This window comes from Lysinibacter sp. HNR (assembly GCF_029760935.1).
GTDB lineage: Bacteria > Actinomycetota > Actinomycetes > Actinomycetales > Microbacteriaceae > HNR.
This window is the reverse complement of record NZ_CP121684.1, coordinates 2622119-2642658: the sequence shown is the minus strand read 5'-3', so window position 1 is coordinate 2642658 and position 20540 is coordinate 2622119. Positions and strand designations below refer to the sequence as shown.

Genomic DNA, 20540 nt, shown 5'->3' with positions numbered 1-20540 from the left:
TCACCGTATTTCCCAACCAGGAGGTGTGTCCGTGTCGGACCATTCAACAGAAAAGCTGACCGATAGCGCCGAGATTGTCGGGGTGCGTGAGGCCGTATCCCTCGACGGGGTCGTTTTTGAGATGTTGTCATCCACAACAAGCGCCGTGAGTAGCACACCTACCCGTTTCACCTATCACGAGGATCGGGATGTGGTGTGGGGGGAGTACTCGGGTGACACCGTGATTGTGGGGCGCTTCTCCGGCCTTCGCAGCGGCGATACCGTACGCCTGTCCTACCACCATCGGCAACACGGTTCCGGTGTTACGGCGGGTCAGGCCGAGTCTGTTATCTCGCGCCAACCCGACGGGCTCCTGCGGCTCACGGAGTTTTATACCTCGGCGGATGGTTCCCCGCAGGTCAGCGTGTGTACGCAGGTTGTCTAGGCTGTTTTTGTTGGCGTTTTGTGAATGATGACCTCATTTTTCCACGTTGCCGGTGGTCACAAAACGATATTGCTGAGTTTAGTGCGCGGTTCAGCGTAAAAAGCTAGTTATATATTGCTATATGATTCCTCTAGTGGATATGAATTTCTTTTCCACACAGTTAGTCTTACACCCCGCCGTCCCGCGTGAGATGGCTCCACCCCCCGGGAGGCCTGTATGAATCTGTCTCTGAGACGTGCCCTGAGCGTGACCAGCGTGCTTGCCGCAACCGCTCTTTTTCTGACCGCGTGTGCGGGAGGCTCCCCAGAGGGTGGGGGCGGTGCGCGGTCGCTTGTGGTTGACGCATCATTCGATCTCAAGACGGCGGATCCCAACCGTCAATACGAAACAACGGGTGCAATAGTCGCGCATGCCCTCTATGAAACTCTGCTCACCTTTGATGGTGACGACGTTACGACCCCCGTTGACGGTCTGGCAAGCTACGAGACAAATGAGGACAATACCGTTCTCACCCTCACTATGAAGGGCGGGGCAAAATTTTCCGACGGCAGCGATGTGACGGTTGACGATGCGGTCTTCTCCCTGCAGCGGGTTCAGGGGGTGCAGGGAAACCCCTCGTTTTTGCTTGACGGAGTGACCGTTGAGAAGGTAGACGACAGCACTCTCACCCTCACCTCGGACGAGCCGAACCCCGCGCTGCCCTTTATCCTGCCGAACCCCGCGCTTAGCGTGGTAAATCAGGACGTCGTGGAGCAAAATGGTGGCTCAGCAACGGAATCCGACGATGCTGAGAGGTTTCTGAACTCGCAGTCGGCTGGCTCCGGCCCGTATCAACTGGAATCGTTTGACGCGGCCTCACAGGTTGTGCTCTCCGTTAACCCGGAGTACACGGGGGAAAAACCCGCCTACGATCGGGTTGTCCTGCGTAACGTTGCTGGACCCACCCAGAAGCTCAACGTTGAAAAAGGCGAATCCCAGGTTGCTCTTGACCTCAACCCCGACCAGGTGGCGGAGCTTGAGGGCAGGGATGTGAACATTATTAGTCACGCCTCCCGCTACATGATCTTTCTCTTCCTCAACCAGCAGGAGAGCGTGAGTAAGGTCACTTCAAATCCCAAGTTTGTTGAGGCGGTTAAGCACTCGATCGATTATGACAGGATAGTCGACCTGGCCGGTACCGGCTCGGTACGTCCTGGCGGAGTGATTCCCTCGATCTTTGTGGGTGCCCTCACAGCAGGCCAGGGCAACCAGCGCGATCTTGAGGCAGCGAAGACTGCCCTCAGCGAGTCCGGGTACAGCGGTGAGAAGGTCACCCTGAGCTTCCCCAACGACATCACGGTTCAGGGACTCTCGCTCCAGAGCGTGGCGGAGGCCATCCAGGCTCAGGTGTCGTCAATCGGTATTAATCTTGAACTGGCCCCCGCGCCCGTTGCAACCGAGCTTGATGCGTATCGCGGTGGAACCGAGCAGGCTGGCCTCTGGTACTGGGGACCCGATTTCCCAGACCCCTCGAACTACCTGGTCTTTGCCCCGGGCGAGCTGGTGGGCTTGCGCGCCGGGTGGGAGGCGGGAGCCGACCCCGTTGTAACGGATCTGGCCGCCGCGGCCCGGGCAGCTGTGGGTGACGAGCGTGCGCCCGCATACGAGGCTATGCAGCAGCAGATGAACCTCTCCGGTCCCTTCGTTCCGCTGCTACAGCCCGCGCAAAATGTGGTGACGGTCTCGTCAATTGTGTCGGTTGTGACCAACCCCGTGTGGACGGTTGATCTTGCGCTCATCAAATAGCGCAAAGAACACGACCGTACCTCGCGAGGGTAACGCACCACGAAGGGGAATTCCGCCCCTGGTGCGTTACCTAGGCATCCGTTTGGGGTTGACGGCGCTGCTCATGGTGGGTGTGACGGTGGTGACCTTTGTCCTCACCAACCTGGTTCCGGCGGATCCGGTGCAGGCGGCGCTGGGCGAGCAGGCCGCGTCAAACCCTGAGATTGTTGCGAAGTTTCGTGAGGAATCCGGGCTGGACAAACCGCTCATAGTGCAATATTTTACCTACCTGGCACATATTCTTCAGGGGGATTTAGGTACCTCAACACAGACGCGGATGCCCGTTGCCGAGGAGTTGGCGAGGGCGTTTCCCGCGACCATTGAACTGGCCCTGAGTGCTATCGTTTTTTCCGCCCTCATCGGAGTTGGACTGGGGCTCTGGGCGGCAATGAAGCGCCGCACCATCACCGACCAGGTTATCCGCGTGGTGAGCCTGATCGGGTTGTCCTGGCCAACCTTCTGGCTGGCGCTCGTGGTGTACTACGTGTTCTTCTTTGTGCTCGGAATCTTCCCCGGTTCAGGACGGCTCGATCCTGCCGCTATTCCGCCGCCGCATGTGACGGGTCTCTATACCGTGGATTCCCTCCTGGCGGGTCAGTGGTCCACCTTTGTTGATGCCGTTTATCACCTAGTGCTCCCGGCCTCCGTGCTTGCGCTCTACACCATCGGGTTGCTCACGAGGTTTGCCCGCTCGTCGGTGATGGAGGTGCTTGACATGGACTACGTCAAGGCCGCACGTGCTAAAGGTTTGCCCCGGCGCACGGTTATTTTTGGTTACGTGCTGCGCGGGGCCCTGGTGCCGATTATCACGGTTCTTGGACTGGCATTTGGCGCTCTGCTCTCGGGGACCGTGCTGGTGGAGAAGGTGTATTCGTGGCACGGGTTGGGAGAGTACTCGTATGCGGCGGCAACCCGGCTTGATCTTCCCGCGATTATGGGTGTTGGCCTTGTGGTGGGTGTTGTCTATATTGGGCTGAACTTTCTTGTTGATATTCTCTACGGGGTTATTGACCCGAGAGTGAGGGTCTCATGACCGCAGACGTTCTGAGTGTGCAGGCCCGGCGTAAGCGCCGTCTGAAAATTTCCCCGTCGTTCCGAACCCCCTTGGCAATCGCGGGAATCACAATCGCGGGTGCCTGGGTGCTTGTGGCAATATTCGCCCCGTGGATCGTGCCGTTTAATCCACTAGCCCAGGATTTTCCGAGGCTCCAACCGCCCAGTGCGGAGCACCTTTTCGGAACGGATCAGGTGGGGCGCGATGTATTTTCGCGTGTGCTCAGCGGGGCACAAATCTCGCTACCGCTGGCCCTGATGCTGGTGGCGGCCTCAATGATTCTTGGTGGATTGTTGGGTGCGATAGCAGGATACTTTGGCAAGGCCGTTGACGAGGTCATCATGCGGACTGCCGATCTGGTGTTTGCGTTTCCCACGATTATCCTTGCGATGGTGATTGCCGCGGCTCTCGGCCCCAGCCTCACCAACGCGGTGATAGCGATGCTTATAGTGTCGTGGCCCGCCTATGCCCGGGTAACCCGTTCTCTGGTGTTGAGCACTCGTGGTCGTGAGTATGTGATCGCCGGTCGTCTGATGGGTAATGGCCCCTTTACCTCGCTGCGTAAGGATGTTCTCCCCAACGTGCTCTCCCCGATTTTTGTGCTTGCAATGCTTGACGTGGGAACTGCGATCCTTCTGTTAGCTGGGCTTTCTTTCCTGGGACTGGGAGCGGTACCCCCCACACCCGATTGGGGCGCGATGGTGGGTGATGGTGTTCAACAGTTTTCGTCCTGGTGGATTGCGGCGTTTCCCGGCCTCGCCATTTTTACGGTTGTGATGGCGTTTAACTTCATCGGTGATTCGCTGCGTGATTCGCTTGATCCGCACACGGCAGACTCCGTACAGGGGAGGACGATGTGAGTTCCACAGGTAGGGAAGATATGAGCTTTGCCCGGGAAAATCACACGGGCTCCGTTTGGGGCAAGGGTATAGGTTCCGCGAGGCAGGGCGACGCGCGTGCCACGCGGGAGAAAGACGCACACCCCGTACGCGAGGGGCTTCGTATAAAAGATCTCCGGGTCACTCTGGGAGGTCGTAAGAATCCCCGGGAAATTATTCACGGTATTGACCTTGAACTGGTTCCCGGTCAGATTACCGGTCTGGCGGGCGAATCCGGTTCGGGTAAATCGATGACGGGTCTTTCTATCTGCGGCCTTCTGCCGGAGGGTGCCCAAACCTCCGGGAGCATCGATTTTCTCTCTCGCAATCTGCTGACGCTTCACGAGAAGCAGATGAACGTTTTTCGGGGCGGCGAGATCGGTATGGTCTTTCAGGATCCGACCGCGAGCCTGCATCCCATGCTCACCATTGAGAGGCAACTCACCGATCATCTGCGGGTGCACAAGAAAATGAGCCGTGCCCAGGCCTCCGCACGCGCACTTGAGATGCTGCAACTCGTGAAGGTTCCGCTCCCAGAGACCGCGCTCAAAAAGTATCCACACCAATTTTCGGGTGGACAGCTGCAGCGAATCGCTATTGCGATAGCGATCATCTGCGAGCCGCGGATTCTGATCGCGGATGAACCCACAACCGCCCTCGACGTGACGGTTCAGGCGGGCATTCTTCAGCTTTTACGGATGCTCTGCGACGAGTTTGATCTGGCAATTATGCTCATCACTCACGATCTGGGGGTGATGTCGAGCCTGGCGGATCGAATCGCGGTGATGCGCAGCGGCGAGATTGTGGAGGAGGGGGATCGGTTTAGCGTGCTGCGTAAACCCCAGCACGAATACACCAGGTCACTCATCGATGCACTTCCCCAAGAACATCCTACACACGCCGCGACAGGGCGGGTTTCCCAGCGGGAGGATTCAGATGACTGACGTTTTATTGGCTATAGAGGGTCTCTCTGTGACGTATCGTTTGCCGGGTCGTGGTCGCCTCACCGCGGTGAACAACGTGGACCTGAGCGTTCGGCCGCGTCAGGTTCTTGGCCTTGTGGGTGAGTCTGGTTGCGGGAAATCAACGCTCGCTCGCGCCGTCTGCGGCCTTGAGCCGATGAGCGGGGGCAGTATTCATTTCCGTGATGTTCCCATTACCCCGCTGGGGATGCGTAAGAGACCCGAGATTCAGAGGCGCATCCAGATGGTCTTTCAAAATCCCTACGCATCGCTTAACCCGCGCCGCACCATTGGCAGTCAAATTGAGGATGGCCTGCGCATTAACCCGGACAAGACGAGTTGGTCGGTGGGTGATCTTCTCACTGAGGTTGAGCTTTCCACCGAGGCAGCCACGCGCTTTCCTCACCAGTTTTCGGGCGGTCAGAGGCAGCGCATCGCGATTGCCCGTGCGATTGCCTGCGGTCCGGAACTGCTCATTGGTGATGAGCCGATTGCCTCTCTAGACGCGAGCCTGCAGGCTAAGGTGGCTGCGCTCATGCGTAAACTAGCCCTTGAGAGCGGAGCTTCGCTGCTGTTTATCAGCCACGATTTGGCGGTGGTTCGCACCATTGCGGATGAGGTGGCTGTGATGAAGGCGGGGCAGATTATTGAGCGAGGTCCGACCGAACGGGTGTGGTCGGCTCCCAAAGATTTTTATACGCAGCGGCTGCTCGCGGCAATTCCCCGAGTTGATGGGCTGGGAGTGCTTCCCGGGTAGCGTGAGCGGTTAATACTACGGATAGTAGCTGTGGTGGTGTCCGTAACCTGAGGAGATAGAGAGAAGCGGTGCGGAACCGTACCGTTAGTACGAACCCCGCACCGCTTCATTGATTTGTGACGTCTGACGAAATTGCTGACGTTTCACAAATCGTAGGCGTTTCTGTTCGGTTTATTTGCAGTTGGTTGTGTCGTCGATTTGCTTCCAGAGGGAGGGGGCATTGATCCAGTTGGGGTCACCGTTGCCCGTGTAGCCCTGTACCGCTTCATAGGCCAGTCCCTTGTGGGTTACTCGGTCGCCTTTGCTGTAGGTTCCGCGGGCGTCCCACTCGGGGTAGTCGCAGGTTGCGGGGGCTTCGGGGGTTGTGACGGTGAAGGGCTCGCTGGTGGCGGTGTTTCCGGCTGCGTCTTTAGCAACAACTTTGTAGTTGTAGGTTGTGTTGGGGCGAACCGTTTTGTCGAGGTATCGAGCGTCTTCGGTGGAGCCGATCTTGTTGTAGCTCTGGTTGTTGGTTGCGCGGAGGACGTCGTATCCAACAACTCCGACGTTATCGGTGGAGGGTGTCCACATGAGGTCGACGCTGGTTGCGGTGGTGCCCATGGAGTGTACACCGCTGGGGGCGGTGGGGTTTTCCGTGTCGGGTCCGGCTGCGACCTTTGTGGTTACGGTGAGTGGTGCGCTTGCGGGTGATTTGTTTCCTGCACGATCATAAGCGACAACGGTGTAGGTGTACTTGGTCTCGGCCTGGAGTGGTTTATCGGTGTAGGAGGTGGTGGTGCTTGAACCTACGAACGTTCCGTCGCGATAGATGTCGTATCCCGCGACGCCGACGTTGTCGGTGGAGGGGGACCAGGTGAGTGTGACGGCGGAGTCGGTTACCTTGGTGCTCTTCACCTCTTGCGGTGTGGTTGGTGCTTCGTTGTCGATGGGTGCGTCACCGTTGATGTCGACATCGATAGTGTTATAGAACGCATTGGGTGTGTCGGCAACGTCCCATACGGCGTAGATGATGTGATATCCGTGCTTGGTCTGTGGGATATCGATAGTGTGGCGGGGATTATTCCCGGAGCTGCTTCCGTCGTGCATCACAGTTGCTAGAGGCTCTAGAGCGGCGCGGGTGAGCGGGGCGTTTTGGTCCCAGCCGTCCTTGGTGATGTAGTAGTGCCATTTGGAGGTGCTGTGTACTTGGGTGTAGGTCCAGTACACGGTGTTGGGGCCCGTGTTTATTTTGTTTTTGATCCATCGGGTTGAGCTTTGCTCGTCTAATTCTTTACCAAAGAGGCTGTTGACGGAGGCAAGCTGTCCATCTTTGGGCCCATTCTCAGGGAAGCCTTTGGGCCCCTCGAGACTGTGCTTATCGTATTGTGCAGCACCCAGGTTGGTGTTTTCTTTTATCGCGGGTCGGGCGATGAGGTCGCTGTCTCCGCCTCCGACGTAGCCGTGTGCTGATGCAGATAGTGCGACGCCGAAGGTTGCTCCTCCGGCGATGAGTGCGGCTGCTATACCCATGGCGGCATAGCGTAATTTTTTAATCGACATTAATGTTTGCCCTCTTTCGGCTTGTGTAATTGAGATTGAATTACGGTATCGGCACCTAAGAAAATTTCTAGGTGTCGATACAAAAAATATATAAAATTGCTTTGTACCAAATCAACTTAAATAAGTAATGTTTAATGTAAATAAAAGTTATCTAATTTATAACTAAATCTAATAAATCAGGAAGATTCTTTCCTTGAAGGAGGGCTTCGCTCTTCGTGAAGCTTAAAGATCGAGTCAGCGAGTGGTGTCTATTGCGCTGCCTAGGGTTGCTGGTGGGCCGTGTTGGTATCGTTCACGCATAGTTCATGAGATCCATAAGGTATTTCTTCTCTGCCTGCTTGCTGCCCGATATGTTCTTGTTAGGGCTCTCGTCCAGGGGTGGCCGTTCGTGTTTTGGGGTGTTTTGGGGTGTTGTGTTGTTGGTGGTGTGGTGGTGTGCGACACGCCCGGGGTGTGTTTGTGGTGGTGGTGTTTGTGGTGGGTTTTGTGTTGTTTTTTGGGGGTTTTTGGGGTGTGTGGTGGGTGGGTGGGTGGTGGGGATTTGTGTTGGGTGGGGTTTGGGCGTAGTGTATTCGAAGTACCCCGGGGTCGTGATGTTGTGTTGTGGCTTGTACGGGGTTCTTGCTTGCTAGTGGGATGCTCTCTTGTGTGGGGGTTGTTTTGTTGGTGGGTGTGTGCCGTTTCTGGTGGGTTGCTTGTGTGGTGGCTTGTTGGTTGTGGTGTGTCTGGTCTTTGAGAACTCAATAGTGTGCACTAATGTTATATGCCAATTTTTTGGTTTCTGTGGCATGTGCTGTGGCTGATCGTTGTGGTTGGTTGTGGTGTGTGTTGTGGGGACTTTTTGGTTTATTTATTTGATTATGCAAGTCAGTTTTTGATTTGTGTGTCAGTTTTGAACTCGTGATGCTGCATGCTTTCGCTGTTGTGGGGGTGTGTGGTGTTGTTTTATGTTTAGCGCAGCTGTGCTGTTCACTTGTGTGGGTGGTGGGGTTGTTGCTTTTTATGCATTTACGGAGAGTTTGATCCTGGCTCAGGACGAACGCTGGCGGCGTGCTTAACACATGCAAGTCGAACGATGAAGCTGGAGCTTGCTCTAGTGGATTAGTGGCGAACGGGTGAGTAACACGTGAGTAACCTGCCCTTGACTCTGGGATAAGCGCTGGAAACGGTGTCTAATACTGGATATGACTTCTGGCCGCATGGTCTGGGAGTGGAAAGATTTTTTGGTTGAGGATGGACTCGCGGCCTATCAGCTTGTTGGTGAGGTAGTGGCTTACCAAGGCGACGACGGGTAGCCGGCCTGAGAGGGTGACCGGCCACACTGGGACTGAGACACGGCCCAGACTCCTACGGGAGGCAGCAGTGGGGAATATTGCACAATGGGCGCAAGCCTGATGCAGCAACGCCGCGTGGGGGATGACGGCCTTCGGGTTGTAAACCTCTTTTGGTAGGGAAGAAGCGAAAGTGACGGTACCTGCAGAAAAAGCACCGGCTAACTACGTGCCAGCAGCCGCGGTAATACGTAGGGTGCAAGCGTTGTCCGGAATTATTGGGCGTAAAGAGCTCGTAGGCGGTTTGTCGCGTCTGCTGTGAAAACTGGAGGCTCAACCTCCAGCCTGCAGTGGGTACGGGCAGACTAGAGTGCGGTAGGGGAGATTGGAATTCCTGGTGTAGCGGTGGAATGCGCAGATATCAGGAGGAACACCGATGGCGAAGGCAGATCTCTGGGCCGTAACTGACGCTGAGGAGCGAAAGCATGGGGAGCGAACAGGATTAGATACCCTGGTAGTCCATGCCGTAAACGTTGGGAACTAGATGTAGGGGCCATTCCACGGTTTCTGTGTCGTAGCTAACGCATTAAGTTCCCCGCCTGGGGAGTACGGCCGCAAGGCTAAAACTCAAAGGAATTGACGGGGGCCCGCACAAGCGGCGGAGCATGCGGATTAATTCGATGCAACGCGAAGAACCTTACCAAGGCTTGACATATACCGGAAACTGCCAGAGATGGTGGCCCCGCAAGGTCGGTATACAGGTGGTGCATGGTTGTCGTCAGCTCGTGTCGTGAGATGTTCGGTTAAGTCCGGCAACGAGCGCAACCCTCGTCCTATGTTGCCAGCACGTGATGGTGGGAACTCATGGGATACTGCCGTGGTCAACACGGAGGAAGGTGGGGATGACGTCAAATCATCATGCCCCTTATGTCTTGGGCTTCACGCATGCTACAATGGCCGATACAATGGGTTGCGATACTGTGAAGTGGAGCGAATCCCAAAAAGTCGGTCTCAGTTCGGATTGAGGTCTGCAACTCGACCTCATGAAGTTGGAGTCGCTAGTAATCGCAGATCAGCAACGCTGCGGTGAATACGTTCCCGGGCCTTGTACACACCGCCCGTCAAGTCATGAAAGTCGGTAACACCCAACGCCAGTGGCCTAACCCTTTGGGAGGGAGCTGTCTAAGGTGGGATTGGTGATTAGGACTAAGTCGTAACAAGGTAGCCGTACCGGAAGGTGCGGCTGGATCACCTCCTTTCTAAGGAGAATATTTATGGTGTTGGTTGAAGAGCCGAGTGTGTTCTTGCCGGCACTGGGTGGAACATATAACAGTTATCCTGGTATTGGGTGTGCGCGTGATGTGAGTACGGTCATGGGTTCGAGGGAAACTTCGGGTTCGTGGTGGGGAAAGTGTGGCGTGTGTGTTTGGTAGTGGGGGTGTGTGCATACTATTGGGTCCTGAGGGACTAGACCGGTTTGGTTTGGTATCTTCATGTATCAGGCCTCTTGTGACATGGAACGTGTGTTTTGTGTGGTGGGGGGTGTTGATCGTATTTTGAGAACTACACAGTGGACGCGAGCATCGTGAATGCGCGCAACATCATTTTTGTTTTTGATGGTTATGTTTTGTTGGCTCTTGTTTGAGGGTTGATGGGGTGTGGCGTATTGAGGGCTGGTGTGTTGTGTGTGTTCATACAATAATTTTTGATCTTAAACAATGTTTTTGATTGTATTGGTCTGAAAAGCATGGTTTGCGCTTGTTGCTTTTGTGGTGATGGGTGTGAGTTTCATGTTTTTTGGTTCTTTATTCATGTGATTTTTTAAGTTGTTAAGAGCGAACGGTGGATGCCTGGGCATCTGGAGCCGAAGAAGGACGTAGTAATCTGCGATAAGCCTCGGGGAGTTGATAAACGAACTGTGATCCGAGGATGTCCGAATGGGGAAACCCCGCCAGGACCTTTCGGGGTATCTGGTGACTCCCGCTTGAATGTATAGAGCGGGTAGAGGGAACGCGGGGAAGTGAAACATCTCAGTACCCGCAGGAAGAGAAAACAATATGTGATTCCGTGAGTAGTGGCGAGCGAAAATGGATGAGGCTAAACCATGTGTGTGTGATACCCGGCAGGGGTTGCATGTGTGGGGTTGTGGGACGCTTGGAGGGATTCTGCCGGATCTCTAGCGTGACAGGGAGCGTATAGGAGAATGGCTTGGAAAGGTCGACCGTAGACGGTGAGAGTCCGGTATCCGAAATGCGTGTTCCTTGGCGTGTGAGTGTATCCCAAGTAGCGCGGGGCCCGAGAAATCCCGTGTGAATCTGTCAGGACCACCTGATAAGCCTAAATACTCCCAGATGACCGATAGTGAACAAGTACCGTGAGGGAAAGGTGAAAAGTACCCCGGGAGGGGAGTGAAATAGTACCTGAAACCGTTTGCTTACAATCCGTCGGAGCACCCTTGTTGGTGTGACGGCGTGCCTTTTGAAGAATGAGCCTGCGAGTTAGTGATACGTAGCGAGGTTAACCTGTGTGGGGTAGCCGTAGCGAAAGCGAGTCTGAATAGGGCGATTGAGTTGCGTGTTCTAGACCCGAAGCGAAGTGATCTATCCATGGCCAGGCTGAAGCGACGGTAAGACGTCGTGGAGGGCCGAACCCACTTAGGTTGAAAACTGAGGGGATGAGCTGTGGATAGGGGTGAAAGGCCAATCAAACTTCGTGATAGCTGGTTCTCTCCGAAATGCATTTAGGTGCAGCGTTACGTGTTTCTTGCCGGAGGTAGAGCTACTGGATGGCCGATGGGCCTTACCGGGTTACTGACGTCAGCCAAACTCCGAATGCCGGTAAGTGAGAGCGTAGCAGTGAGACTGTGGGGGATAAGCTTCATAGTCGAGAGGGAAACAACCCAGATCACCAAATAAGGTCCCTAAGCGTGTGCTAAGTGGAAAAGGATGTGGAGCTGCTTAGACAACCAGGAGGTTGGCTTAGAAGCAGCCACCCTTGAAAGAGTGCGTAATAGCTCACTGGTCAAGTGGTTCTGCGCCGACAATGTAACGGGGCTTAAGCACACCACCGAATTTGTGGCATTCATACATGGGTAGGCCTTCGTGGTCCAGCCGTGTGGATGGGTAGGAGAGCGTCGTGTGGGCTGTGAAGCGGCGGGGTGACCCAGCCGTGGAGACTACACGAGTGAGAATGCAGGCATGAGTAGCGAAAGACGGGTGAGAAACCCGTCCTCCGAAAGACTAAGGGTTCCAGGGTCAAGCTAATCTGCCCTGGGTAAGTCGGGACCTAAGGCGAGGCCGACAGGCGTAGTCGATGGATAACGGGTTGATATTCCCGTACCGGTGAAAAACCGTCCGAAACAATCTAGTAGTGCTAAGAGTCCTAAGACCACATACTGTGTCACCTTTCGGGGTGGTGTGGGTGTGGGGATAACGCTCGACCCCTTATCTAGTGCGTTTAGCGTATTAACAGGTGTGACGCAGGAAGGTAGCTGATCCCGGGCGATGGTTGTCCCGGGCTAAGGATGTAGGACGAGTGGTAGGTAAATCCGCCGCTCTTAAGTGTCTGAGATCTGATGGGGAGTCTTAAGTGATGAAGTCAGTGATCCTCTGCTGCCAAGAAAAGCATCGACGTGAGGTTTGAACCGCCCGTACCCGAAACCGACTCAGGTGGTCAGGTAGAGAATACTAAGGAGATCGAGAGAATCATGGTTAAGGAACTCGGCAAAATGCCCCCGTAACTTCGGGAGAAGGGGGGCCTGACACGTGAACCCACTTGCTGGGGGAAGCGTGGTAGGGCCGCAGAGACCAGTGGGAAGCGACTGTTTACTAAAAACACAGGTCCGTGCGAAGACGCAAGTCGATGTATACGGACTGACGCCTGCCCGGTGCTGGAAGGTTAAGAGGAACGGTTAGAATCTTTTGGGTTCGACGCTGTGAATTTAAGCCCCAGTAAACGGCGGTGGTAACTATAACCATCCTAAGGTAGCGAAATTCCTTGTCGGGTAAGTTCCGACCTGCACGAATGGCGTAACGACTTCCCAGCTGTCTCAACCATGAACTCGGCGAAATTGCATTACGAGTAAAGATGCTCGTTACGCGCAGCAGGACGGAAAGACCCCGTGACCTTTACTATAGTTTGGTATTGGTGTTCGGTGTGGCTTGTGTAGGATAGGTGGGAGACTGTGAAGCATGCACGCTAGTGTGTGTGGAGTCGACAAGTGAAATACCACTCTGGTCATAGTGAATATCTAACTTCGGGCCCTAATCGGGTTCAGGGACAGTGCCTGATGGGTAGTTTAACTGGGGCGGTTGCCTCCTAAAAAGTAACGGAGGCGCCCAAAGGTTCCCTCAGCCTGGTTGGTAATCAGGTTTTGAGTGTAAGTGCACAAGGGAGCTTGACTGTGAGACTGACAGGTCGAGCAGGGACGAAAGTCGGGACTAGTGATCCGGCAGTGGCTTGTGGAAGCGCTGTCGCTCAACGGATAAAAGGTACCTCGGGGATAACAGGCTGATCTTGCCCAAGAGTCCATATCGACGGCATGGTTTGGCACCTCGATGTCGGCTCGTCGCATCCTGGGGCTGGAGTAGGTCCCAAGGGTTGGGCTGTTCGCCCATTAAAGCGGTACGCGAGCTGGGTTTAGAACGTCGTGAGACAGTTCGGTCCCTATCCGCTGCGCGCGTGAAGAAATTTGAGAAGATCTGACCCTAGTACGAGAGGACCGGGTTGGACGAACCTCTGGTGTGTCAGTTGTGCTGCCAAGTGCATTGCTGATTGGCTACGTTCGGGATGGATAACCGCTGAAAGCATCTAAGCGGGAAGCCGGCTTCGAGATGAGATTTCTATCCCCCTTGTGGGGGTGAGGCTCCCAGTAGATCACTGGGTTGATAGGCCGGATGTGGAAGCACGGACTAAAGACGTGTGGAGCTGACCGGTACTAATAGGCCGATTACTTAAAAAATTCTTTACTCACCCCGCCTGTATTTTATGGTGGTGGTGGGGTTGTGTAAGACAGTTATTGTTGTGTGTTGTGTGCGTCCACTTTGTGGTTCTTGATAGACGATCAAGAACTGATGTAAGTAAATAATGTGTGATTGGAACATGTTGTTGATTACTCCAGAACCCGCCCCTCTTCCTTGTGTGTGGGGGTGTGGGTGGTTGGTTGTATCACGAGTGTTTCGGTGGTTATAGCGTGAGGGAAACGCCCGGTGACATTCCGAACCCGGAAGCTAAGGCTCACAGCGCCGATGGTACTGCACGGGGGACCGTGTGGGAGAGTAGGACACCGCCGAACAAAAATTAAACGTGAAGGGAATCCCGAGTAAACAGGGATTCCCTTCACGTGTTTAAGAGTAAATAATTTTCCTGCTGTGCTTATTCCCAACGAGCAGCAACCGAATTATAGGTTCCGTCGTTCAGAGCGATGTTGAGCCACACGTCTACATATTGTTTGAAAGAATTGTCTCCCAGGGGTAGGAGATAACCTTTTTGCGTAAAGGTAAAAGGTTGGTCAGGTGATGCGCTGCATAGTCCGGGGTATTTTTTACTGGCCCACTTAACCTCACTCACGTCAGTGATCATGACGTCCGCAGCCCCCTCGAGAATTTCTTGGAAGATAGTGGTGTTGTCTCGATGTAGAATAACCTGAGTGTTTTCCAGTTTGCTCCGAACAAAAGCCTCGTTTGTTCCCCCTATCGGTGTAATGACGCGAACGTTTGACTGATTGATTTTCTGTACGGTGTCGTAACCCGATTCTGTTCCGCAGCGGACAATGGGTGTTTTTCCGTCATTGGGAACCGTAGGAATTGAATAGTAAGAATGCTTCGCTCTGTTGGCAGTTATAGTAACGCCACCGACACCAATATCACATTTTTTCTGTGTATCTTCCGCTATGGTCGACCAGGGTGAGGTAATGTATTCAGTCTTTGCACTCAACGAATCGGCTAGGTCATCCATCATCTCAACATCTATTCCCGTCCACTCGCCCGATTCTTTGTCTTGAAGTGCGAAGGGGAGGTAGTCTCCGGGCGAACACACTCTCAGCACGCCGGACTCCTGTATCTGAGTAAGCCTATTCTCGTGTTTTTCGGAGGAGGCTTTATGTTCTGTGAGACCCGATGGAAATAATATGCTTGTAATAATTAACATGGCCGCAATTACTGCGGTGAAAGCTATCAACCAAATGAGTACTTGTCGAGGACTTAGTAAATTTGTAATTATTTTATTCATGTCGAGATAGTATTTTAGTCTACATAAATTCGCGTGTGCAAGCATTCTTCTTGAGGGTTTGATTCTGAGCCGTTGCTCGATATCGGTTTTTACGATTATCTCTCGCTCTATTACCCACGAAAGTGGACGATATCCGAGGTTGGGGGGCCTGCCTTGAGGTGAAGGTGGGAGCTCAGGAGAGTCGAGTTGCGAAACAATACCAAGAGCCTCGTTAAGCCGCACCGTCTCCTCTGCAACTCGTCGATGTATATTGTGCAGGGGGAATAAAAGGTGGTTTAAGATGCCCGGGTGGGAGCGCGGAGAATGGTCATGCCCGGATTGTAACCAGTAGCTCAGAGACTAGTACAATCCGGGCGTCGGCGCTCCTGTGGGGGAGTTCCAACCTCCGGTGGAGTGGGCGCAAGCTTGCACTTGACGCACAAAAACCCAATAACTCACAAACGAACGGATTTAAACAGTGGGACGGCGCCTATTGTTCTTCAGCTTGCGGTTGTGAAACCTTATACTGTGTGAATCTCACAGTACAAGGGAAGGCCCTGCGAGGGCGAGCGCTGCTGTCCACGGGTGAGGAACTTTTAATTGTGTTACGGGGAGTCTCAGGCGGACTTTTTCCGACCGTAGCTGCGGAACGCAAACAGGCTTCCTGTCACGATAATCCCCAGTGCAAGCGCAAGTATCCATCCTGTGTAGTGATCACCAGTTGTGGCAAGCGATTTTGCTGCAGAGATAACTCCGGTCTGGTTGGGTGGTGTTGATCCGCCATTGGCCGTCTGGCCGGGCCCGACGGCGGGGAGAGCGGCATCGTTATTGTCGCTTGGGTCCTGAGTGCCTGGTGAAGTGTTGTCTTCTGGATCAGGTTCGGAAGGGTTGTCGTCTGTGGGTGGTATGCCCTGAAAGGCGGCTGCCAACTCACGGATTTCCCCCAAACGTGGGTACAGGTTTTCGCCAGGGCATTCTGTGGGGTTGAGGTCACGATGCCCGTGAATTGTGTTTACCGTCTTTGTTTCGACGTGATCCGGTCCGACGGTGAGAGTTGTCTCGCTTGTGGGGCCTGCCTTGACTCCGGCCATCTCTAATCTCCACCCGAAGAGGTCTCCCAGGCTTTTAATTAATTCTTCCGAGACTGGCTCTGTGTTGAAATTTCCCAACACTGCAACACCCATAGTTTGGGTGTTAAAACCATATGCGTGGCCGGCTATAACCGGTCTGTCAATGCTGCCCTTACGGCCCTCGTAAATTGTTCCAAACTTGTCGACAATAAAGTTGTATCCAAAATCTTCATAGTTTTGCTCGGCGGCTTGGTAAACGTAGAGTGCGCGGAGCAGTCGTGTGGCCTCTTCTGGCGTGTTGTAGTTGTTATCCGTGGGTCCGCCAGTGTGGTGCAGGGTCATTGCCTTCATCTCCGGCATGAGTTCCTCCGGCCAGAAACAGGTTTCATCAGGAGTAGTCTCGCTTCGGGGGCACTTAACATCGTTGCCGTCTTCGTCTTTGTCTAACTGTGACTTTTCGCGTGTAATGATCTGCGGTGCGTTGTTGTCAGATGAGGTGGAGAGTTGTCGGGAAGAGCCGTTCTTTTTGCCTTTACTCTCGTCCTCCACCGTAATGAGGTTGATTTCTATCTCTTGTGGAGTGAGTCCCTCTGGGAGGGCTAGTGCAAATTGATAACCGGTTGCACCGAGTGACAGGAAGGGCTCTGTTACAGATGTTGGGTTCGCTCCGGGCTTTTCGGGCTCATCTGCCTGTTCCATATCCCCCCATGCGCTCCAGGTGTCGCCCTCAAGGATTCGTGCTCTAATGACGATTTCATCCGTGGAGTCGGTTAGGTCCGCATCTTTCCAGGAAACCCCTATCGCGTTGAACTTGGGAATGGAGGTCTGGGGTGTGGTTTGAATAATCCTTTCGTTTGATGAGTCGAGGGTGACGGCTTGTGTGGGGGGTTCCTCAGTAATGTCCGAGAGGTGGTGTACAGCTGTTGAGGATTCGGTGGAATGAGGGTCAAACGTTGTTGCAGCTCGGGCAGGATCCTTTACCGTGTTGAAGATACCCGCTGTATTAAGGTCACTTGTGGGGAAGGAGACGCCGTGAGCGACACTCGGTGAAGCCGATATCACGAGGGTGGAGGCCGCACACACGGCAAGGACGCTGAAAAGGCTGGAGGTTTTTTTCGGACGAGACTTGGGCGGCTTTTTGCCGCTGAGAAGAGTCTGTGTTAACAAGGGGGTGTTCCTTTCGAAATATGGCAATTTTTCTATTAGGACTGGAGCCTAAGCAGCGGCAAGTCTATCCAAGCCGTAGGAGCTATAAGCATCTTTCGAGCGGATTTAACCCCTGCTCAGCAATAAATCACCCTGACAAAGTAATGTGATGGTGCTCAAGGAGAGCGCCGGCTTTTAATGGTTTTTCTCCCGATGGCTTCTTAGGGTAGGAGTTGTGGAGTGTCTCGTTGGGAACCACTAGGTGTTGTGGTTTGCGACACGCCGAGGAGGAGAAAAGGTTGAAACTTTTTGCATATTCGAGACCCTGTGGATAGTTTCTGCGAGAGGCTTGATTTGACGCCGAAGCTGCCTTTTTTGGGTGTTGATGAACGGTGGATAACTCGTGGATAACGAGTGTAAAACTACAAGTGTGTAACTACATCATCTTGTGGTTGTTCCCAATGTCGGAACCTATATGTAGTATTAAGGGGCGGCGTTGGCGTCGCCTCGAAGTAAAAGAAAAATAGGTGAATTATCGCCCGCGCGGTGATATTTTCCTTCCCTGAGCATCCGTTACTCGCAACTATTTTTAAGGGGTCATTGTGGCTATTACCGTTTATACGAAGCCCTCCTGCGTTCAGTGCACCGCAACCTACCGTGCGCTCGACAAAAAAGGAATCGACTACGAGATCCTCGACCTATCGGTTGATGAAAAAGCCCTAGAAACAGTAAAAGAACTGGGGTATCTTCAGGCTCCGGTTGTTGTCGCAGACGACGAGCACTGGTCTGGGTTCCGTCCTGACAAAATCGACGAGCTGGCCAGCCGGCTAGCGTAGCGATTTTAACAGCGCCATGAGCAGCCTGGTCTACTTCTCAAGTGTTTCGGGTAACACTCATCGGTTTGTGAGCAAACTCGATATGCCCGCACGGCGGATTCCGCTCTATCCCAGAGACGAACCGCTCAAGGTCACCGAACCATATGTTTTGATTGTTCCCACTTACGGGGGCGGACCCACCTCGAAGGCGGTGCCCAAACAGGTCATTCGATTTCTGAATGATGAAGCAAACCGCTCCCTCATACGGGGAGTTATTGGGGCAGGAAATACTAACTTCGGTGAAGCCTATTGCCTGGCAGGTGATGTAATCAGCGGTAAATGCAAAGTTCCACACATGTACCGCTTTGAACTTTTTGGAACACCGGATGACGTGAACGTCGTCCACGAAGGATTGGAAGAATTTTGGAAGCAACAGTAATCGACGCTCCTCAGACGGGCCAGATGGATTACCACTCGCTCAATGCGATGCTTAACCTCTACGACAAAGACGGCAACATTCAGTTTGATAAAGATCGAGAGGCTGCGCGTCAATTCTTTCTGCAGCACGTTAACCAGAACACCGTCTTCTTCCACTCGCTCGCCGAAAAGCTCGACTACCTGGTAGAGAATCACTACTACGAAAAGGCGGTGCTGGATCAGTACAGCTTTGAGTTCATCAGCTCTCTCTACGACCAGGCCTATGCAAAGAAGTTCCGTTTCCCCACATTCCTGGGGGCGTTTAAGTTCTACACCTCTTACACACTGAAAACGTTTGACGGCAAGCGTTACCTGGAGCGCTACGAAGACCGCGTGGTGATGGTCGCTCTTGCGCTGGGACAGGGCGACGAGAAGCTTGCCTCCTCCCTGGTAGAAGAGATTATCTCCGGCCGTTTCCAGCCGGCAACCCCCACCTTCCTCAACTCGGGCAAGCAGCAGCGAGGAGAGCTCGTGAGCTGTTTCCTCCTGCGTATCGAGGACAACATGGAGTCCATCGGGAGATCCATTAACTCCGCCCTGCAACTCTCCAAGCGCGGTGGTGGTGTCGCGTTCCTGCTCACCAATGTGCGTGAATCGGGCGCCCCCATCAAAAAAATCGAGAATCAGTCCAGCGGAATTATTCCCATCATGAAACTGCTGGAAGACTCCTTTAGCTACGCAAATCAGCTGGGCGCTCGGCAGGGAGCGGGGGCCGTTTACCTGAACGCGCATCACCCCGACATCCTGCGTTTTCTCGATACCAAACGCGAAAACGCCGACGAGAAGATCCGGATTAAGACCCTCTCACTCGGCGTGGTAGTTCCCGACATTACGTTTGAGCTGGCCAAGAACGGCGAGGACATGTACCTCTTCTCGCCCTACGACGTAGAGCGGGTCTACGGGGTTCCTCTCTCCGATATATCGGTCACCGAGAAATATCACGAGATGGTCAACGACTCGCGCATCCGCAAGAGCAAGATCAACGCCCGTGAGTTTTTCCAGACTCTCGCCGAGATCCAGTTCGAGTCGGGATACCCGTACATCATGTATGAAGACACCGTCAACCGTGCCAACCCCATCAAGGGGCGCATCAACATGTCCAATCTGTGTTCAGAGATACTGCAGGTCAACGCACAGACCACCTATAACGCCGACCTTAGCTATGATCAGGTCGGAAAAGACATCTCCTGCAACCTTGGTTCGATGAACATCGCCGCGTCGATGGACGGGGGCAACTTCGGCCAAACCGTCGAGACGGCTATCCGTGGTTTAACCGCGGTGAGCGACATGAGCCACATCTCTTCGGTGCCCTCCATTGAGCGTGGCAACGACATGTCACACGCCATCGGCCTTGGACAGATGAACCTGCACGGCTATCTGGCTCGCGAACGTATCTTCTACGGCTCCGAAGAGGGTGTTGACTTCACCAATATGTATTTCTACACGGTGGTGTATCACGCGCTTCGAGCATCCAACCTGCTCTCCATCGAGCGTGGCGAAACCTTCGACGGTTTTGATGATTCCACCTACGCGTCGGGAACATACTTCGACAAATACATTGATCAGGAGTGGCTGCCCGCCACCGCCAAGGTTAAAGAACTCTTCGAGAAAGCTGGCGTCGCCATCCCCACACAGCAAGACTGGTCTGAGTTGCGTGACTCCATCATGAAACACGGAATCTACAACCAGAACCTTCAGGCGGTACCCCCCACCGGGTCAATCTCGTATATCAACTACTCCACCTCGTCGATCCACCCGGTGGCGTCAAAGATCGAGATTCGCAAAGAGGGCAAGATCGGGCGTGTGTACTACCCCGCCCCCTTCATGACAAACGATAACCTCGAATACTATCAGGACGCCTACGAGATCGGTGCCGAAAAAGTTATTGACACCTATGCGGCCGCAACCCAGCACGTAGACCAGGGCCTTTCGCTCACACTGTTCTTCAAAGACACGGCGACAACCCGCGACATTAACAAGGCTCAGATTTACGCGTGGCGCAAGGGTATCAAAACGATCTACTACATCCGTCTGCGTCAATTGGCGCTCGAAGGAACCGAGGTAGAGGGCTGCGTGAGCTGTATGCTGTAAGCGGTTTCATAACCGTATCCGAGCA

12 protein-coding genes and 3 rRNA genes are annotated in these 20540 nt (G+C 53.9%); 12 read left to right on the top strand and 3 right to left on the bottom strand.

Annotation, left to right across the window (positions count from 1 at the left end; translation table 11 throughout):
* Positions 1-31: 31 nt before the first annotated feature.
* From FrondiHNR_RS11920 to FrondiHNR_RS11895, 6 genes are all read left to right on the top strand, one after another.
* The gene (locus tag FrondiHNR_RS11920) at positions 32-424 is read left to right on the top strand and encodes a hypothetical protein (RefSeq protein WP_279352991.1); all 393 of its coding nucleotides are present in this window, start codon (positions 32-34) and stop codon (positions 422-424) included.
* A gap of 216 nt (positions 425-640) precedes the next feature.
* On the top strand, positions 641-2209 hold the full coding sequence (locus FrondiHNR_RS11915; protein WP_279352990.1) for an ABC transporter substrate-binding protein: 1569 nt from the start codon (positions 641-643) through the stop codon (positions 2207-2209).
* Positions 2193-3281, top strand: a complete 1089-nt coding sequence (locus FrondiHNR_RS11910; RefSeq protein WP_279352989.1) for an ABC transporter permease — start codon at positions 2193-2195, stop codon at positions 3279-3281. The genes FrondiHNR_RS11915 and FrondiHNR_RS11910 overlap by 17 nt, the downstream gene beginning before the upstream one ends.
* A complete protein-coding gene (locus FrondiHNR_RS11905; RefSeq protein WP_279352988.1) occupies positions 3278-4162 on the top strand; it encodes an ABC transporter permease in 885 nt (294 codons plus the stop codon). The genes FrondiHNR_RS11910 and FrondiHNR_RS11905 overlap by 4 nt, the downstream gene beginning before the upstream one ends.
* Positions 4159-5124, top strand: a complete 966-nt coding sequence (locus tag FrondiHNR_RS11900; protein WP_279352987.1) for an ABC transporter ATP-binding protein — start codon at positions 4159-4161, stop codon at positions 5122-5124. Before FrondiHNR_RS11905 ends, FrondiHNR_RS11900 begins: the two co-directional genes overlap by 4 nt.
* Complete coding sequence (locus tag FrondiHNR_RS11895) at positions 5117-5899, top strand: ABC transporter ATP-binding protein (RefSeq protein WP_279352986.1); 783 nt, start codon at positions 5117-5119, stop codon at positions 5897-5899. The genes FrondiHNR_RS11900 and FrondiHNR_RS11895 overlap by 8 nt, the downstream gene beginning before the upstream one ends.
* Positions 5900-6070: 171 nt before the next feature.
* Here FrondiHNR_RS11895 and FrondiHNR_RS11890 read toward each other — a convergent pair whose 3' ends face one another.
* Positions 6071-7438 (bottom strand): lytic polysaccharide monooxygenase, encoded by a 1368-nt coding sequence (locus tag FrondiHNR_RS11890; RefSeq protein WP_279352985.1) that lies wholly within the window; start codon positions 7436-7438, stop codon positions 6071-6073.
* Positions 7439-8445: 1007 nt separating this feature from the next.
* Here FrondiHNR_RS11890 and FrondiHNR_RS11885 point away from each other — a divergent pair.
* The 3 genes from FrondiHNR_RS11885 to rrf all read left to right on the top strand — a co-directional run bounded on the left by FrondiHNR_RS11885 (position 8446) and on the right by rrf (position 14002).
* Positions 8446-9968: ribosomal RNA gene (locus FrondiHNR_RS11885) — 16S ribosomal RNA — on the top strand.
* Between the two features lie 560 nt (positions 9969-10528).
* Positions 10529-13669, top strand: a 23S ribosomal RNA gene (locus FrondiHNR_RS11880).
* Positions 13670-13885: 216 nt separating this feature from the next.
* A 5S ribosomal RNA gene (gene rrf, locus FrondiHNR_RS11875) occupies positions 13886-14002 on the top strand.
* Together the 16S, 23S and 5S rRNA genes form the textbook arrangement of a ribosomal RNA operon.
* Positions 14003-14082: 80 nt before the next feature.
* Here rrf and FrondiHNR_RS11870 read toward each other — a convergent pair.
* Complete coding sequence (locus FrondiHNR_RS11870; protein ID WP_279352984.1) at positions 14083-14754, bottom strand: transporter substrate-binding domain-containing protein; 672 nt, start codon at positions 14752-14754, stop codon at positions 14083-14085.
* A 779-nt stretch (positions 14755-15533) separates the two neighbouring features.
* The gene (locus FrondiHNR_RS11865) at positions 15534-17153 is read right to left on the bottom strand and encodes an N-acetylmuramoyl-L-alanine amidase (protein ID WP_279352983.1); all 1620 of its coding nucleotides are present in this window, start codon (positions 17151-17153) and stop codon (positions 15534-15536) included.
* Positions 17154-17734: 581 nt separating this feature from the next.
* On the opposite strand from FrondiHNR_RS11865, the gene nrdH reads away from it, so the two are divergent.
* From nrdH to nrdE, 3 genes are read left to right on the top strand one after another with little or no spacing between them, the layout of a single operon-like run.
* A complete protein-coding gene (gene nrdH, locus FrondiHNR_RS11860) occupies positions 17735-17968 on the top strand; it encodes a glutaredoxin-like protein NrdH (protein WP_279352982.1) in 234 nt (77 codons plus the stop codon).
* A 16-nt stretch (positions 17969-17984) separates the two neighbouring features.
* Positions 17985-18386, top strand: coding sequence for a class Ib ribonucleoside-diphosphate reductase assembly flavoprotein NrdI (gene nrdI / locus FrondiHNR_RS11855; RefSeq protein WP_279352981.1), 402 nt, complete (start codon positions 17985-17987; stop codon positions 18384-18386).
* A gap of 23 nt (positions 18387-18409) precedes the next feature.
* Positions 18410-20515 carry a class 1b ribonucleoside-diphosphate reductase subunit alpha gene (gene nrdE / locus FrondiHNR_RS11850; protein ID WP_279354554.1) on the top strand — a complete coding sequence of 702 codons (2106 nt, stop codon included), beginning with the start codon at positions 18410-18412 and terminating at the stop codon, positions 20513-20515.
* Positions 20516-20540: the final 25 nt, after the last annotated feature.